At 59.7% G+C, this 17,288-nt stretch carries 14 protein-coding genes; 10 read left to right on the top strand and 4 right to left on the bottom strand.

Features of this window, described 5'->3' with window-relative positions:
- Window positions 1-49: 49 nt before the first annotated feature.
- The gene (locus ACYZT2_RS00690) at window positions 50-1,501 is read right to left on the bottom strand and encodes an alanine/glycine:cation symporter family protein (protein ID WP_461969271.1); all 1,452 of its coding nucleotides are present in this window, start codon (window positions 1,499-1,501) and stop codon (window positions 50-52) included.
- A gap of 519 nt (window positions 1,502-2,020) precedes the next feature.
- Window positions 2,021-3,445, bottom strand: coding sequence for an aspartate ammonia-lyase (gene aspA / locus ACYZT2_RS00685; RefSeq protein ID WP_283182249.1), 1,425 nt, complete (start codon window positions 3,443-3,445; stop codon window positions 2,021-2,023).
- 181 nt (window positions 3,446-3,626) lie between these two features.
- Here aspA and ACYZT2_RS00680 point away from each other — a divergent pair, with 181 nt between their 5' ends.
- From ACYZT2_RS00680 to ACYZT2_RS00660, 5 genes are all read left to right on the top strand, one after another.
- A complete protein-coding gene (locus ACYZT2_RS00680; protein ID WP_448725638.1) occupies window positions 3,627-4,535 on the top strand; it encodes a LysR substrate-binding domain-containing protein in 909 nt (302 codons plus the stop codon).
- A 333-nt stretch (window positions 4,536-4,868) separates the two neighbouring features.
- Entirely contained in the window at window positions 4,869-5,360 is a 492-nt protein-coding gene (purE, locus tag ACYZT2_RS00675; protein WP_008150032.1) for a 5-(carboxyamino)imidazole ribonucleotide mutase, read from the top strand.
- Between the two features lie 11 nt (window positions 5,361-5,371).
- On the top strand, window positions 5,372-6,454 hold the full coding sequence (locus tag ACYZT2_RS00670) for a 5-(carboxyamino)imidazole ribonucleotide synthase (RefSeq protein WP_461969269.1): 1,083 nt from the start codon (window positions 5,372-5,374) through the stop codon (window positions 6,452-6,454).
- Between the two features lie 106 nt (window positions 6,455-6,560).
- Window positions 6,561-6,812, top strand: a complete 252-nt coding sequence (locus ACYZT2_RS00665) for a GlsB/YeaQ/YmgE family stress response membrane protein (protein WP_461969267.1) — start codon at window positions 6,561-6,563, stop codon at window positions 6,810-6,812.
- Window positions 6,813-6,897: 85 nt separating this feature from the next.
- On the top strand, window positions 6,898-7,434 hold the full coding sequence (locus ACYZT2_RS00660) for a DUF3299 domain-containing protein (protein ID WP_461969265.1): 537 nt from the start codon (window positions 6,898-6,900) through the stop codon (window positions 7,432-7,434).
- Window positions 7,435-7,567: 133 nt separating this feature from the next.
- Here the strand turns inward: ACYZT2_RS00660 and ACYZT2_RS00655 are convergent, their stop codons facing one another.
- On the bottom strand, window positions 7,568-8,467 hold the full coding sequence (locus ACYZT2_RS00655; RefSeq protein WP_461969263.1) for a D-hexose-6-phosphate mutarotase: 900 nt from the start codon (window positions 8,465-8,467) through the stop codon (window positions 7,568-7,570).
- A 102-nt stretch (window positions 8,468-8,569) separates the two neighbouring features.
- Window positions 8,570-8,974, bottom strand: a complete 405-nt coding sequence (locus tag ACYZT2_RS00650; RefSeq protein ID WP_007896491.1) for an acyl-CoA thioesterase — start codon at window positions 8,972-8,974, stop codon at window positions 8,570-8,572.
- A 523-nt stretch (window positions 8,975-9,497) separates the two neighbouring features.
- On the opposite strand from ACYZT2_RS00650, the gene ACYZT2_RS00645 reads away from it, so the two are divergent.
- The 5 genes from ACYZT2_RS00645 (at window position 9,498) to pstB (ending at window position 17,228) form a co-directional block, all read left to right on the top strand.
- The gene (locus tag ACYZT2_RS00645) at window positions 9,498-10,796 is read left to right on the top strand and encodes an MFS transporter (protein ID WP_253545932.1); all 1,299 of its coding nucleotides are present in this window, start codon (window positions 9,498-9,500) and stop codon (window positions 10,794-10,796) included.
- A 233-nt stretch (window positions 10,797-11,029) separates the two neighbouring features.
- On the top strand, window positions 11,030-12,028 hold the full coding sequence (locus ACYZT2_RS00640) for a phosphate ABC transporter substrate-binding protein PstS (protein WP_461969260.1): 999 nt from the start codon (window positions 11,030-11,032) through the stop codon (window positions 12,026-12,028).
- Between the two features lie 501 nt (window positions 12,029-12,529).
- Window positions 12,530-14,563, top strand: a complete 2,034-nt coding sequence (locus ACYZT2_RS00635; protein ID WP_461973298.1) for an ABC transporter permease subunit — start codon at window positions 12,530-12,532, stop codon at window positions 14,561-14,563.
- Between the two features lie 15 nt (window positions 14,564-14,578).
- Window positions 14,579-16,249 (top strand): phosphate ABC transporter permease PstA, encoded by a 1,671-nt coding sequence (gene pstA / locus ACYZT2_RS00630; protein ID WP_461969258.1) that lies wholly within the window; start codon window positions 14,579-14,581, stop codon window positions 16,247-16,249.
- 145 nt (window positions 16,250-16,394) lie between these two features.
- The gene (gene pstB, locus ACYZT2_RS00625) at window positions 16,395-17,228 is read left to right on the top strand and encodes a phosphate ABC transporter ATP-binding protein PstB (RefSeq protein WP_461969256.1); all 834 of its coding nucleotides are present in this window, start codon (window positions 16,395-16,397) and stop codon (window positions 17,226-17,228) included.
- The last annotated feature ends 60 nt before the right edge of the window (window positions 17,229-17,288 follow it).

Raw genomic sequence — 17,288 nt, 5'->3', positions numbered from 1 at the left:
TGATTCACTTTAACTGACGGGCGCAGGGGGTGCGCCCGTCTTTTACCGGTCAGCGTTGCGCTGCAGGTACGCCTTGCGGCTCTGCTTCGGTCTTGCCAGCGGCTGCTGGCGGATTAGCCGGCCACGCTTTCAGGTCCAGGTCCAGATCCGGGAACTTGCTCGAATCGAACACTGGAGTCTTGATGCCGGCAGCGCGCTGGTCATCGTAGTCACGCATGATACGCATGCCGACCTTGAACAGCAGGAACAGCGCGATCAGGTTCACGAACGCCAGCAGGGTCATGGTGATGTCGGCGAAGGCGAACACGGTGCCGAGGTTTTCGATGGCACCCCAGAAGATCAACACCAATACCAGCGCGCGATAGCCGATCAGCGCCTTGCGGTTTTCGCCGATCATGAAGCGCAGGTTGTTCTCGCCCAAGTAGTAGTTGTAGAGGATCGAGGTGAACACAAACAACGCCAGGGCCACGGAGATGAACATCCGGCCCCATTCGCCGACCACGGCAGCCAGGGAGTTCTGGGTCAGGGCAATGCCGTCGCCTTCGAAGCCCGGGGTGTAGAAGCCCGACAGCAGGATCAGCAATGCGGTGCAGGTGCAGATCACGAAGGTGTCGAGGAATACGCTGAACGCCTGAACCACACCTTGCGAAACCGGGTGCTCGACCGACGCGACCGCAGCCACGTTTGGCGCACTGCCAAGGCCTGCTTCGTTGGCGAACACGCCGCGTTTCACGCCCATGACGATGGCGCTGCCGATCAGGCCGCCGAAGGCCTGGTCCAGACCGAAGGCGCTTTTAACGATGGTCATCAACATGCCCGGAACGTGGTCGAACTGCAGCACGATCACGTAGATGGTCACGCCGATGTACACCAGGGTTTTCACCGGCACCAGCAGGTCAGCGACCTTGGCGATCCGCTTGATACCGCCGATGAACACCAGGCCCAGCAATACCGCCAGGCCAAGGCCGGTGTACGTGGTGTCGAGGCCGAAGGCATTGTTCAGCGAGTGGGTTACAGCGTGGGCTTGCAGGCCGTTGAAGGCAAAGCCAAAGGTGATCAGCAGCAGGAACGCCATGATCATCCCCAACCAGCGTTTCTGCAGGCCGTGCTGAATGTAAAAGGACGGGCCACCACGGAACTGGCCTTCGGAGTCGCAGCGCTTGTAGAGCTGGCCGAGGGAGCATTCGAAGAAGCTGCTGGACATGCCGACCAGCGCGGTCACCCACATCCAGAACACGGCACCGGGGCCACCCAGGGTCACGGCGATGCCGACACCCGCGATGTTGCCCGCACCGACGCGGCCGGCGAGGCTGAGCATCAGGGCCTGGAACGAACTGAGTTGGCCGGCGCTGCTTTTGAGGCTGTCACGGAACACCGCGAACATGTGAAAGAAGTGGCGGAACTGAACGAAACGCGAGCGGATCGTGAAGTAGCTACCGAGCCCGACAATGAGCACGATCAGTACTTTCCCTGAGAGGAAGTCGTTGATGACTTCGAGCATGGAGTATTCCTCGCTATTTTTTGTGTGTGCAGATACTGGAGGGTCCGACACATCGCGTTACACCGGCTTTCGCGTGGCATAACGGTGGATCGAGGCTCGTTCCGGTTCCATATCGCGGGTTGTTATTAGTTCGGGTTTCGCATGGGTTTGGGCCTCGTTAACGACGACCGCTCACGCGAAGAGGGCCGGCACTATACCTAGGAGAGTGCCGTCCGTCTGCACGATTGTGGTGCAAGCGACGAAACGAAGCTTTGAAACACCTGACTTTTTTGAGTCAGGCTCATGTGGGAGCGAGCCTGCTCGCGATGCAGGCGCCGCGGTCCATCAAAGGCACCGCGTTATCGTTCATCGCGAGCAGGCTCGCTCCCACAGAAGACGTTTGTCCTGTCAGATAGTTAAAAAAAAGGGCTTGAGGGAATAAATCCCCAAGCCCTCAAAAGGTGAGAGGTGTCTAGTCCCTCGACCTGGTGAGCGTGGCTCTTCATGCTCTTCGTTAAAAGAGAAGGAGCCGGCGTTTGGTCAAGCCTTCAGAGGCACCAGACGCGGAGCAATCATGTTTTCCGGGCGCAGGATGTCGGCGAGCATTTCGTCGTCGAGCAAGCCTTCTTCGCGCACCAGTTCCAGCACGCCGCGGCCGCTTTCGAGCGCGATACGGGCAATGCGGGTGGCATTTTCATAGCCGATGTAGGGGTTCAGCGCGGTGACCAGGCCGATCGAGTGTTCGACCAGTTCACGGCAGCGCTCTTCGTTGGCGGTGATGCCCACGATGCAGTGCTCGCGCAGCATGTCCATGGCGCGCTGCAGCAGACGGATCGAGTCGAAGATCTTGAAGGCGATCAGCGGCTCCATCACGTTCAGTTGCAGCTGGCCGCCTTCGGCAGCGATGGTCAGGGCCAGGTCGTTGCCGATGATCTGGAAAGCAACCTGGTTCACGGCTTCCGGGATAACCGGGTTGACCTTGCCTGGCATGATCGAGCTGCCTGGCTGACGTGCTGGCAGGTTAATTTCGTTGATGCCGGTGCGTGGGCCGCTGGACAGCAGACGCAGGTCGTTGCAGATCTTCGACAGCTTGACGGCGGTGCGCTTGAGCATGCCGGAGAACAGCACGAAGGCGCCCATGTCGGAGGTGGCTTCGATCAGGTCGGCGGCCGGAACCAGCGGTTGACCGCTGATCAGCGCCAGACGCTGAACGGCCAGAAGCTGGTAACGCGGGTCGGCGTTGATGCCGGTACCGATCGCGGTGCCGCCCAGGTTCACTTCGGTCAGCAGTTCAGGTGCCAGTGTTTTCAGACGTGCCAGGTCTTCGCTCAATGTGGTGGCGAAGGCACGGAATTCTTGACCCAGGGTCATCGGCACGGCGTCTTGCAGCTGGGTACGGCCCATCTTCAATACGTGGCTGAATTCCTGGCCCTTGGCGGCGAACGCCTGGATCAGGCTGTCAAGGCTGGCCAGCAGCGCGTCGTGACCCAGCAGCAGACCCAGACGGATCGCGGTCGGGTAGGCGTCGTTGGTCGACTGCGCCATGTTCACGTCGTTGTTCGGGTGCAGGTATTGGTATTCGCCCTTCTGGTGGCCCATAGCCTCCAGCGCGATGTTGGCGATGACTTCGTTGGCATTCATGTTGGTCGAAGTGCCAGCGCCGCCTTGAATCATGTCCACCACGAACTCTTCGTGGAAATCGCCGCGGATCAATCGGGCACAGGCTTCGCTGATAGCAGCGTGCTTGGCTTCGCTCAGGTGACCCAGTTCGCGGTTGGCGTCTGCGGCGGCCTGTTTGACCATTGCCAGGCCGACAACCAGTTTCGGGTAATGCGAAATCGGAACACCGGAGAGACGGAAGTTGTTCACCGCTCGCAGGGTCTGGATGCCGTAATACGCTTGAGCAGGTACTTCGAGTACGCCAAGCAGGTCTTTTTCTGTGCGGAAAGATGCAGCGGAAGACATGATAGAAATCATCTCGATAGGGACCCGGTCTGCGCCGGAACACTGCAAATGCTAGGCTTGTGAAGAATTTTGGGCCAATGCTGTTAAACACTAGCCTATGCACATTCGGCATAATGTCCGTGTGACGCCGCGTGTGCGGCGAGCGTGTGACCTAAATTGGTGCGTGCCCCGGGAGGGCGTAATGAATCTGGAAAGTAAATGGCTCGAGGACTTTAGTGCTCTGGCCGCCACCCGCAGCTTCTCCCAGGCGGCTGAACGACGCTTCGTGACCCAGCCCGCATTCAGCCGGCGGATCCGCAGCCTCGAAGCGGCGCTGGGGCTGACCCTGGTCAATCGCTCCCGCACGCCGGTCGAGCTGACGGCGGCGGGACAGCTATTCCTTGTCACCGCGCGAACCGTGGTCGAGCAGTTGGGCGAAGTGCTGCGCCACCTTCATCACCTGGAAGGTGGGCAGGGCGAGGTGATGCAGGTTGCCGCTGCTCACTCCCTGGCACTGGGTTTCTTCCCGCGCTGGATCGCGCAGTTGCGCAATGAAGGGCTGAATATCGCCACGCGGCTGGTGGCGACAAACGTTGGTGATGCGGTGCATGCATTGCGCGAAGGCGGCTGCGATCTGATGCTGGCGTTTTACGACCCGGATGCGGCCATGCAAATGGACCCGGAGATTTTCCCGTCGCTGCACTTGGGGGACACCGAAATGCTCCCGGTCTGCGCCGCTGATGCTGATGGCAAACCGTTGTTCGACCTGGAAGGCGAGGCCAGTGTGCCGCTATTGGCGTACAGCGCCGGCGCGTTCCTCGGGCGCTCGGTCAATATGTTGCTGCGCCAGCGTGCCCTGAGGTTCACCACCATTTACGAAACCGCCATGGCCGACAGCCTGAAAAGCATGGCGCTGGAAGGCCTTGGCATCGCCTGGGTACCGCAACTGAGCGTGCGCGCCGAACTGGCTCGCGGTGAGTTGGTGGTCTGCGGCGGCCCGCAATGGCATGTGCCACTGGAAATTCGTCTGTATCGCTGCGCGCTGGTGCGCAAGGCCAACGTGCGGTTACTTTGGCGCAAGCTTGAAGGCGGTGCGGCGCAGAGTTCTTGAACATGTCGACTAACCCTGTGGGAGCGAGCCTGCTCGCGATAGCGGACTAATATTCAACACAAATGTCGACCGGGCCGACGCCATCGCGAGCAGGCTCGCTCCCACAAGGGGATTTGTGATGCGTTTCAGCTGACCTTCGGGTCAATAAAACCGGCACTTTGCGCCGTATGACAGATGGTCGTATCGGGGGCTGTTTATCTGCTTCATTGAGGTATACTGCGCGGCCTTCGGCCGGTTCGCCCGGCCATTTTTCGTACAATCAAGCCACGCATTTCTGCGTGGCTTGTTGTTTTTTGACGCGCCTGCGGGCGCCCAGAGAGAAGAGGCACGACGATGAGTGCACTGGTTGGCGTGATCATGGGCTCCAAGTCCGATTGGTCCACCCTTAGCCACACCGCCGATATGCTGGAAAAGCTCGGCATTCCTTACGAGGTGAAAGTGGTCTCTGCCCACCGCACCCCGGACCTGCTGTTCCAGTATGCCGAAGAGGCCGAGGCCCGTGGCATCGAGGTGATCATCGCCGGTGCCGGTGGCGCGGCCCACCTGCCAGGCATGTGTGCGGCCAAGACCCACCTGCCGGTACTGGGCGTGCCGGTGCAGTCGTCGATGCTCTCGGGCGTCGATTCGCTGCTGTCTATCGTGCAGATGCCCGCGGGCATTCCGGTCGCCACCCTGGCCATTGGCAAGGCCGGCGCGATCAACGCAGCGCTGCTCTCGGCGAGCATCCTCGGCGCCAAGCACCCGCAGTTCCACGCGGTGCTGAAAAAATTCCGCGCTGAGCAGACAGACAGCGTCCTGGAAAATCCAGACCCACGCATCGCCTGAGGTTGTTGACGATGAAGATCGGTGTAATCGGTGGCGGCCAGTTGGGTCGCATGTTGGCGCTGGCGGGCACTCCGCTGGGCATGAATTTCGCTTTCCTCGACCCGGCGCCGGATGCTTGCGCAGCCGCGTTGGGGGAGCATCTGCGGGCCGATTACGGCGATCAGGATCACCTGCGTCAGTTGGCCGATGAAGTCGATCTGGTGACCTTCGAGTTCGAAAGCGTCCCGGCCGAAACCGTGGCATTCCTGTCGCAATTCGTCCCGGTGTACCCGAGCGCCGAAGCGCTGCGCATCGCTCGCGATCGCTGGTTCGAAAAGAGCATGTTCAAGGACCTGGGGATTCCGACTCCCGCGTTCGCCGACATCCAGTCGCAAGCCGATCTGGACGCCGCCGTGGCTTCCATCGGCCTGCCGGCCGTGCTGAAAACCCGCACCCTGGGTTACGACGGCAAGGGCCAGAAAGTCCTGCGCAAGCCTGAAGACGTGGCCGGCACGTTCGCCGAGCTGGGCAGCGTTGCCTGCTTGCTGGAAGGGTTTGTGCCGTTCACTGGCGAAGTCTCGCTGATTGCCGTGCGTGCTCGCGATGGCGAAACCAGGTTCTATCCGCTGGTTCACAACACCCACGACAGCGGCATTCTCAAACTGTCCGTGGCCAGTACCGATCACCCGCTGCAGGCGTTGGCTGAAGATTATTCCAGCCGGGTACTCAAGCAACTGGAGTACGTCGGCGTGATGGCGTTCGAGTTCTTCGAAGTCGACGGCGGCCTCAAGGCCAACGAAATCGCCCCGCGCGTACACAACTCCGGGCACTGGACCACCGAAGGCGCCGAGTGCAGCCAGTTCGAAAACCACCTGCGGGCCGTCGCCGGTCTGCCGCTGGGTTCGACGGCCAAGGTCGGTGAGAGCGCGATGCTCAACTTCATCGGTGTTGTACCACCGGTAGAGAAAGTGATCGCGGTCGACGATTGCCATTTGCATCACTACGGCAAGGCCTTCAAGGTCGGCCGCAAGGTCGGTCACGCCAATCTGCGCTGTGCAGACCGTGATACGTTGGCTGCGCAGATCCTCAAGGTCGAAGCGCTCATCGCCGAATAGTTTCATGTGGCGGCGGCGGAACCTTCAGGGACCGCCGTTCTCTGATGGCAGGATGCCAAAGTCTGACTAGGCTTTGGGCATTGCCATTCAATCAGAGGGAAATGCCATGGGAATTATCGGAACCATCTTTATCGGCTTGATCGTCGGCCTGCTAGCTCGGTTTTTGAAACCGGGTGATGACAGCATGGGCTGGATCATGACTATCCTGCTCGGTATCTGCGGTTCGCTGGCGGCCACTTACGGCGGCCAGGCCCTGGGCATTTACCGCGCTGGCGAAGGCGCAGGTTTCATCGGTGCGCTGGTGGGCGCGGTGGTATTGCTGGTGATCTACGGCCTGATCAAAAAAAGAACTAATTGAAGCGACAAAGCCCTCTCTGCGCCATCGCCGGAGAGGGCTAGAATGCTCGGCTTTACATCGTTCCTTTCCTTTGCCGAGCACTTTCATGCGCCGTCTTCTGTTGACTCTTCTCTTCCTGGGCAGTGGTTTGGCCCATGCCGGCGAACTGCCGGAAACCGACTGGCTCGAACTGATGCCCAAGTCAGACCAGAAAGCCCTCGAGGCCATGCCCGAACTCGACCACAACTCCCCCGAAGCCAACGGCACCTTTACCCAAAAAGGTGGCATGAAGCAGAGCAAGGGCTTGCCGGCGGTGATGTACTCGACCAAAACCGTGCCGTCGATGAACGACAAGCACATTCGCATTGGCGGCTATCCGGTACCGCTGGAATCCGACGCCAAGGGCCACAGCACGCTGTTCTTTCTTGTGCCGTATCCAGGCGCTTGCATCCACGTGCCGCCACCGCCACCTAACCAGTTGGTGCTGGTACGTTATCCAAAAGGCTTGAAGCTGAACGATATCTACACGCCGCTGTGGGTGACCGGCACGCTGAAGATCGAAAAGGTCAACAACGACCTGGCCGATGCGGCGTATGCGCTGGATGCGGCGAAGGTGCGGGTTGTGAAAGAGTCGGATTTGTAACGCGTAGGTCAGGTCGATATAAACCAACTGTGGGAGCGAGCCTGCTCGCGATGGCGGTTTAACAGTCAACATTGATGTTGGATGTTATGGCCTCATCGCGAGCAGGCTCGCTCCCACATTGGTTACGGTGTTGCTATAAAGGTTTGCTGCCGATGCTGACGCCGAGGGTGTGGCTGGCGCCCGCTGCCAGCGTCACCACATCACCCATCACATTCGCCGTTTCAATGCACAGCATGCGCTGCCAGCCATCGTCAGCCATGTCGCTGAACGCTGCGGCGCGGTCGATCCAAGGGTTCCAGATCACCGCAGAGCGCGAACCGCTGCTGGTCAGTTCGATGCGTCGCTCCCAGTGCGGATCAACGATGCTCAGCGTCGGCGGGGTACTCAGATAGATGCGGTCGGTCTCGCCGGTAAAACGCAGATCACCGGTCTGGGTGACGGTTTTCCAGTCGTTCAGGGTTTCGATATAGCTCAAGCCATCCAGCCCTTCGACATGCACGTTGCGCACATCGCTGATCGCGAAATAGCTGTGCAGCGCCTGGCTGATCGTGACGTGTTCAGCGCCCTTGTTTTCGCTCGTCAGGCTGATATGCAACTGCTCATCCAGACGAATGCTCAGTTTCAAGTCCACCTGATGCGGCCATCCCGGCAGACCTTCTTCTGGGTAGGGCAGGACGAACTCCACCTTCAGGCTTTCGCCCTCGGTTTCGATGCCGAGCAATTCCCAATCCATCGCTCGCACCAGCCCGTGAGCCGTTGGCGGTTCATTGCCGACGCGCATGGCCTGGACACTTTGCGGGTTGCGCGGCAGGTTGCCGAACCACGGCCAGCACACCGGCACGCCGGCGCGGATGCTCTTGCCGGCCTTGAACACCGCTTCGTCGTTGAGCCAGATCAGCGGCGGCTCGCCGGCCAGTTGATAACTGAGGATGTGCGCGCCTTGCTGGGCCACCAGTAATTCGGCCTGACCGTGGCGGATGCGCCAGCAGTTCAGTTCATCCAGTTTCACGGCTTCAACGTTGGGCGTGCTCATGGGGCAACTCTCGATCAGGAACAGGACTGCAATGGACCGCAAAACGGTCGCCGGGTTTAACGCCCATCTTTTTTACGGGCTCCGGTTTTTACGAGCTCCGTTTTAACGAGCTCTAGGCGGAACCGAGCGAGTGCGGCCGCTGCCGTCGATGGCGACGAACACGAAGACGGCTTCGGTGACTTTACGCCATTCGCTGGACAGTGGATCGTCGCTCCAGACTTCGACCATCATCTGAATCGAGCTGCGGCCGATTTCCAGGGCCTGGGTATAGAAGGAGAGCTGAGCCCCCACCGCTACCGGCACCAGGAATGCCATTCGATCGATCGCCACGGTGGCCACGCGGCCACCAGCCACCTTGCTGGCCATCGCAGTGCCAGCCAAATCCATCTGCGCCACCAGCCAGCCGCCGAAAATATCGCCAAAACCATTGGTTTCACGCGGAAGCGCGGTGATTTGCAGGGCCAGGTCGCCTTGCGGGATTGGATCTTCTTGTTCGAGCTCTATCATGCCGGGGGGGCCTCTGACCCGTGACTCTTCATTTGTACTTCAGGTTGAATAGCCGTCTTACGGCTCCGCGCGCAAAGTGCCTGCGCTCGGTCATGCTGCGTTAAAAACAGGCTCGGACGCTCATTTACAGCAGTAAAGTCGGGTGCGACCCCAGCCGGTCCTCGCCTGTTTTTGCCTTGCCTGACCTTCGCTCGGCGACTTTGCGCACTGGAGCCTTGGAAAAACGATTCAGCCCCGAACATACTACGTTCGTCACGTTTTTCGTAAGGCGCCTAAAGGGAAACTCTGCGAAATCGGCTGACAGGTGCCAACGACGGTTTCGCACAGCAACCCCTTACAAGCCGTTGCAATGTTACGAGTATATCGATCGGTAGACTCCGAGACGACCGTCCGGTTCTCATTTTGACCGTCAAATACGCGCCTCTATGTGCTTTTTCGAACAATTTGCTATCGTGCCGAACCTGCCCAAGCCTCTGCCAGCGTTGTCGAGGTTGCAGATCCGACTATAAGAGAAGCCCTTGCCATGACCACAGCGCCCTCGAGCATCGCGCAGCCCACCCAATCCGCACGTCCGCTGACCCGCAACGACTATAAGACGTTATCGCTGTCTGCCCTGGGCGGCGCGCTGGAGTTTTACGACTTCATCATTTTCGTTTTCTTCGCCACGGTGGTCGGCAAACTGTTTTTCCCCGCTGACATGCCCGAATGGCTGCGCCTGATGCAGACGTTCGGCATCTTCGCCGCCGGCTACCTGGCGCGGCCGCTGGGCGGCATCGTCATGGCGCACTTCGGTGATCTGCTGGGACGCAAGAAGATGTTCACCTTGAGCATTTTCATGATGGCAGTGCCGACCCTGATCATGGGCTTGCTACCGACCTATGCGCAGATTGGCATGTGGGCGCCGATCCTGTTGCTGCTGATGCGGGTGATTCAGGGCGCGGCGATTGGCGGTGAAGTGCCTGGGGCCTGGGTATTCGTTTCCGAACACGTGCCGCAGCGGCACATCGGTTATGCCTGCGGCACGCTGACCTGCGGTCTGACCGCCGGTATTCTTTTGGGCTCCTTGGTCGCTACCGCAATCAACAGCATTTACACGCCGGTTGAAGTCTCGGATTACGCCTGGCGGATTCCGTTCCTGCTGGGCGGTGTGTTTGGCTTGTTCTCGGTCTATCTGCGTCGCTGGCTCCACGAAACTCCGGTGTTCGCCGAACTGCAGTTGCGCAAGGCCCTGGCCGAGGAAGTGCCGCTGCGCGCCGTGTTACGTGACCATCGTGGAGCGATTCTGATTTCCATGCTGCTGACCTGGCTGCTGTCCGCGGGCATCATCGTGATCATCCTGATGACACCGACCGTGCTGCAGACCGTCTATCACTTCTCGCCGACTACCGCGTTGCAGGCCAACAGCCTGGCGATCGTGTTCCTGAGCCTGGGCTGTGTGGCCTCCGGTGTATTGGCTGACCGCTTCGGCGCCGGTCGGATATTCGTGTTCGGTAGCACCGCGCTGTTGATCAGTTCTTGGACGTTTTATCACAGCCTGTTCAACCATCCCGACTGGCTGTTCCCGATGTATGCGCTGACCGGTTTATTGGTCGGGACCATCGGTGCGGTGCCGTATGTGATGGTCAAAGCCTTCCCGGCGGTGGTGCGGTTCAGCGGGTTGTCATTTTCCTACAACCTGGCTTACGCGATTTTCGGTGGCCTGACGCCGATGGTGGTGACGTTGCTCTTGAAGGAAAGCCCGATGGGGCCGGCTTATTACGTGGCGATTATTTGTGGCGTCGGGATTGTGGTGGGTGGGTATCTCTGGAAGAAGGGGCGGTAAGCCGGCCGACGCCTTCGCGGGCAAGCCTCGCTCCTACATGGATTAGCGTCATTTCAAAATTGGCGCATGACCTGTAGGAGCGAGGCTTGCCCGCGAAGAACGATAACGCGGTATACCTGCGAAAAACCAAATGCTGGCCTTTCATCCAATTGTCATATTTCAGCCATAGAGTGTTCACACGGCCTGCTGATACTTGGCCCCGACTTAACACACCTATCTGCTAGGAGTAAGGCATGAAACTGAAGCGTTTGATGGCGGCAATGACTTTTGTCGCTGCTGGCGTTGCGACTGCCAATGCGGTTGCCGCTGTTGACCCTGCTATCCCGAGCTACACCAAGACCACTGGTGTGTCGGGCAACCTGTCCAGCGTCGGCTCCGATACCCTGGCTAACCTCATGACCCTGTGGGCTGAGAACTACAAAAAAGAATACCCGAACGTAAACATCCAGATTCAGGCTGCCGGTTCTTCCACCGCGCCACCTGCGCTGACTGAAGGCACCGCTAACCTGGGCCCGATGAGCCGCAAGATGAAGGACAACGAGCTGCAAGCCTTCGAAACCAAATACGGCTACAAGCCAACCGCTATTCCGGTTGCCGTGGACGCCCTGGCTGTCTTCGTACACAAAGACAACCCGATCCAGCACCTGACCATGGAACAGGTCGACGCGATTTTCTCCTCGACGCGTCTGTGCGGCGCTAAAACCGACGTGAAAACCTGGGGCGACCTGGGTGTGACCGGCGACCTGGCCAACAAGCCGATGCAACTGTTCGGTCGTAACTCGGTATCCGGCACTTATGGCTACTTCAAAGAAGAAGCTCTGTGCAAAGGCGACTACAAGCCAAACGTCAACGAACAACCAGGTTCGGCTTCGGTCGTGCAGTCGATCAGCTCCTCGCTGAACGGCGTCGGTTACTCGGGCATCGGCTACAAGACCGCCAGCGTGAAAACCGTGGCCCTGGCCAAGAAAGGCAGCACCGAGTTCGTTGAAGACACTGAAGAAAACGCGCTGAACGGCAAGTATCCGCTGTCGCGTTTCCTCTATGTTTACGTCAACAAGGCTCCGAACAAGCCTCTGGCCCCGCTGGAAGCCGAGTTCGTGAAACTGATTCTGTCCAAACAGGGTCAGGAAGTGGTTGTGAAAGACGGCTACATCCCGCTGCCAGCCAAGGTTGCTGCCAAAGCATTGGCTGACCTGGGTCTGTCGGAAGGTGGCAACGTCGTAAAAAAGTAAAGCCCTAGGTCCGGGCTAAACCCGGACCTGTGTAGGAGCGAGGCTTGCCCGCGAAGGGATCGCTGCGTTTTCAAGGGAGAACCGAGGCGATCCCTTCGCGAGCAAGCTTCGCTCCTACAAAGGCTCAGGGTTGCCACGATGGCAACCCGGCCCCCCCAAATTTCCGATCCGCTGCCTGTTCCCATAGGCGGCGGATTTGTTGCGTCACTGCATTGTCATCTTTCTGTCATACAGGATCGCTAGGGTGTGCGCATGAATGATCTGGCCAACTCCACCATGACTACAAATCCCCCCAAGCGAATTGACTTCAATACGCCTGAGCTGCAACGCAAGCGCCGTATTCGTGCGCTGAAAGATCGCCTGACCCGCTGGTACGTCCTCGTCGGCGGCCTCGCCGTTCTTGGCGCGATCACCCTGATCTTTTTCTTCCTCGGTTACGTCGTCGCGCCGCTGTTCCAGGGTGCCGACCTGACCGCCAAAGACGCCATTACGCCCGCCTGGATGCAAGACGCCGGCAAGCCGCTGATGATCTCCCTCGAAGAGCAGAACCAGGTCGCCATGCGGGTTTCCGACAAGGGCCAGGCATTGTTCTTTGATATCGACACTGGCGCTGAGCTGCGCCGTGTCGACCTGCCGATCCCGGCTGGCATCAGCGTGACCTCCATCGGTGAAGATCAACCCGGCCAGCCATTGGTGGCGGTGGGTTTGTCCAACGGTCAGGCGCTGGTGTTCCGTCACACGTACAAAGTCAGTTATCCGGAAGGCAAGAAAACCATCTCGCCGGCCATCGAATATCCGTACGGCGAAACACCCATTGTGCTTAACGAGGCGGGCGGTGCTCTGGAGCATGTCAGCCTCAACGCTAATGATTCGACCCTGCTGCTGGCCGGTTCCTCTGGTGCGCAGCTGCACGTTATGTCGCTGACCAGCGAAGAAAACATGATGACCGGCGAAATCACCAGCGAGCAGAAGCGCATTGACCTGCCGCAAATGGCCGAGCCGGTGAAGAACATCTTCGTCGACCCGCGTCAGCAGTGGCTGTACGTAGTCAACGGCCGTGCTCAGGCCGACGTTTTCAGCCTGCGCGACAAGAGCCTCAACGGTCGCTACAAGTTGCTTGAAAACGGCGATGCAGAAGTGACCGCCAGCACTCAATTGTTGGGCGGCATCTCGCTGATCGTCGGCGACTCCAAGGGCGGCCTCGCCCAGTGGTTCATGGCTCGCGATCCGGATGGCGAACAACGCCTCAAGCAGATCCGTACCTTCCAGATGGGCACTACGCCGATCGTTGAAATCACCGCCGAAGAGCGCCGCAAAGGCTTCGTTGCCCTGGATGCATCTGGCAAGCTCGGCGTGTTCCACAGCACCGCTCACCGCACTTTGCTGGTGGACCAGGTGGTCGACGGCCAAGGCCTTTTCGGCATGTCGCCACGGGCCAACCGCGTGATCGTGGAGCAGGGCGGCAAGCTGCAACCGTTGCTGCTCGACAACCCGCACCCGGAAGTCTCGTGGAGCGCGTTGTGGAGCAAAGTCTGGTACGAAAACTATGACGAGCCTAAATACGTCTGGCAATCGACCGCGGCCAACACCGACTTCGAACCCAAGCTGAGCCTCTCGCCGCTGACCTTCGGTACCCTGAAAGCTGCGTTCTACGCCATGCTGCTGGCCGCGCCACTGGCCGTCGCCGCGGCGATCTACACCGCGTACTTCATGGCTCCGGGCATGCGCCGCAAGGTCAAACCGGTGATCGAGTTGATGGAAGCGATGCCGACGGTGATCCTCGGTTTCTTCGCCGGCCTGTTCCTCGCACCTTATGTGGAAGGGCATTTGCCGGGCATCTTCAGCCTGCTGATTCTCCTGCCGATCGGCATTCTGGTGGCGGGGTTCGTCTTCAGTCGTCTGCCTGAGTCCATTCGGCTGAAAGTGCCGGACGGCTGGGAAAGCGCGATCCTGATTCCGGTGATCATGTTTGTGGGCTGGTTCTCGCTGTACATGAGCCCGTACATGGAAACCTGGTTCTTCGGCGGCGACATGCGCATGTGGATCTCCCATGATCTGGGCATCACCTACGACCAGCGCAACGCTCTGGTGGTCGGTCTGGCCATGGGCTTTGCGGTCATTCCGAACATCTACTCCATCGCCGAAGACGCCGTGTTCAGCGTGCCTCGCGGCCTGACCCTGGGCTCCCTGGCCCTCGGTGCCACGCCATGGCAGACCATGACGCGCGTGGTGATCCTCACCGCCAGCCCGGGCATCTTCTCGGCGCTGATGATCGGCATGGGCCGCGCGGTCGGTGAAACCATGATCGTGCTGATGGCCACTGGTAACACCCCGGTCATGGAAATGAACCTGTTCGAAGGCCTGCGCACCCTGGCGGCCAACGTCGCAGTGGAAATGCCCGAATCGGAAGTCGGCGGCAGCCACTACCGCGTGCTGTTCCTCTCGGCGCTGGTGCTGTTGTTGTTCACCTTCGTCATGAACACCCTCGCGGAACTGATTCGTCAGCGTCTGCGCAAGAAATACTCGTCGCTTTAAGAAAGGTAGAAGTCTGTGAAACAGAACTCCCTGAATGGATGGTTCAAGAGCGGCGCCCCCGGCGTCTGGATCAGCGGTGGCGCGGTGTCCATTGCAGTCATCATGACCATTGGCCTGCTGGCAGTGATTGCCGTGCGCGGTCTGGGTCACTTCTGGCCGGCGGACCTGATCCACGCCAGTTACGACGTGCCAGGTCAAGCCAACCACCTCGTCATCGGCGAAGTGGTGCAGAAGGAAGAAGTGCCACGCGAGCGCCTGAAAAGCGCTGGCCTGCCGGTGCCCGATCAGGGCCCGGAGTTCATGACGCGCGAGCTGATCAAGGTCGGCAACCGTGATCTGAACGGCACTGACTTCACCTGGATTGTCGGCGAGTGGCTAACTAACCAAACGACCCCGCCTGAGCTGATGGCTGTCGAGCGTCGCGAGTGGGGCAACTTCTACGGCTACCTGGTCAACGTCAAACAGGATGGCAAGGTCATTGCTGAAGGCGAGGCCGCATGGCCTGAGTTGCAGGCACGCGTGGAACGCGTCAACCAACTCGCCGCACAGCTCAAGACTCTGGAAAAGGTCGACATCGGCGCGATCAACGCAGGGCTCGAACGTGTGCGTCTGCACGGTCGCAAACTGGAACTGGCCGGCCGTCTCGACGCTGCCGCACAAGCGGACCTGGAGTCCGAGCGCGCCGAGTTGAATGCCCGTTATCAGGACATCGAAGCGCGTCTGAATGATCTGCACGCTCAGTTCAACCGCGACAGCCTGACCGCTCGCGACGCGAACGGTAAAGAGGTCGAGATCGGCATCGGTAAAGTGGTTCACGCCTACCAGCCGAACGGCATGGGCACCCTCACCAAGATCGGCTTCTACTTCAGCAAGGTCTGGGAATTCCTCAGTGATGACCCGCGTGAAGCGAACACCGAAGGCGGGATTTTCCCGGCGATTTTCGGCACCGTGATGATGACGTTGATCATGGCGATGATCGTGACGCCGTTCGGCGTGCTGGCGGCGGTTTACCTGCGTGAATATGCGCGGCAAGGGCCGATGACGCGGCTGATCCGCATCGCGGTGAACAACCTGGCGGGTGTTCCGGCCATTGTTTACGGCGTGTTCGGTCTGGGCTTCTTCGTTTACGTGCTCGGCGGTTCGGTCGACCGGTTGTTCTTCCCTGAAGCACTGCCGGCACCGACCTTCGGTACGCCGGGCCTGCTCTGGGCGTCGCTGACCCTGGCACTGCTGGCGGTGCCGGTGGTGATCGTGGCCACCGAAGAAGGCCTGGCGCGGATTCCTCGCACCGTTCGCGAAGGCTCGCTGGCCCTTGGCGCGACCAAGGCTGAAACTTTGTGGAAGATCGTGCTGCCAATGGCCAGCCCGGCGATGATGACCGGCATGATCCTCGCCGTGGCCCGTGCCGCCGGGGAAGTGGCGCCGCTGATGCTGGTGGGCGTAGTGAAACTGGCGCCGTCGCTGCCGCTGGACGGCAACTACCCGTACTTGCACCTGGACCAGAAGATCATGCACTTGGGCTTCCACATTTATGACGTTGGCTTCCAGAGCCCGAACGTCGAAGCCGCGCGGCCGCTGGTGTACGCCACTGCATTGCTGCTGGTGCTGGTGATTGCCACGCTCAACTTGTCGGCCGTTTATATCCGTAACCATCTGCGCGAAAAATACAAAGCACTGGATAGCTGATTTGAAGCAGCACTGATTTCTATGTGGGAGCGAGCCTGCTCGCGATGGCATCACCGCGGTTTCAAGTTAAACCGCATCGCCTGAATCGCGAGCAGGCTCGCTCCCACAAAAACCGAACCGAATTTGTTAGCACAGGGAGCCTCCCATGCAGCACGAAGCACATACCCACGGCATCAACATGTCGGCCCTGGGCCGCGACAAACAGAGCCTGAGTCTCGAGCAGGAAACCGTGGCCATCGAAGTGCCGGGCCTGAATCTGTTCTACGGCGACAAACAGGCGCTGTTCGACGTCAGCATGAACATCCCGAAACAGCGCGTGACCGCCTTCATCGGCCCGTCCGGCTGTGGCAAGTCCACGCTGCTGCGCACCTTCAACCGCATGAACGACCTGGTGGACGGCTGCCGCGTAGAAGGCGAGATCAACCTCTACGGCAACAACATCTACCGCAAGGGCGAAGACGTAGCCGAGCTGCGTCGTCGTGTCGGCATGGTGTTCCAGAAGCCTAACCCGTTCCCGAAAACCATCTACGAGAACGTGGTTTACGGCCTGCGTATCCAGGGCATCAACAAGAAGCGCGTGCTCGACGAAGCGGTCGAGTGGGCGTTGAAAGGCGCGGCCCTGTGGGAGGAAGTCAAAGACCGTTTGCACGAGTCGGCGCTCGGTCTGTCCGGTGGTCAGCAGCAACGTCTGGTGATTGCCCGCACCATCGCCGTAGAGCCGGAAGTGCTGCTGCTCGACGAACCGTGCTCGGCACTCGACCCGATCTCGACGCTGAAAGTCGAAGAGCTGATCTACGAACTGAAATCCAAGTTCACCATTGTTATCGTGACCCACAACATGCAACAGGCCGCGCGGGTTTCCGACTACACGGCGTTCATGTACATGGGCAAACTGGTGGAATTCGGCGACACCGATACCCTGTTCACCAATCCGGCGAAGAAGCAGACCGAAGACTACATCACCGGTCGCTATGGCTAGGAAGCCGTGGTTGCTCACTGAACTGACGCTGCGGTTCACCGCACCTTACCGGACGCTCCA

The sequence above is a fragment of the Pseudomonas sp. MDT1-85 genome (assembly GCF_054898065.1).
The sequence above is the reverse complement of the archived record's forward strand: the minus strand, read 5'-3'. Positions and strand labels throughout refer to the sequence as shown.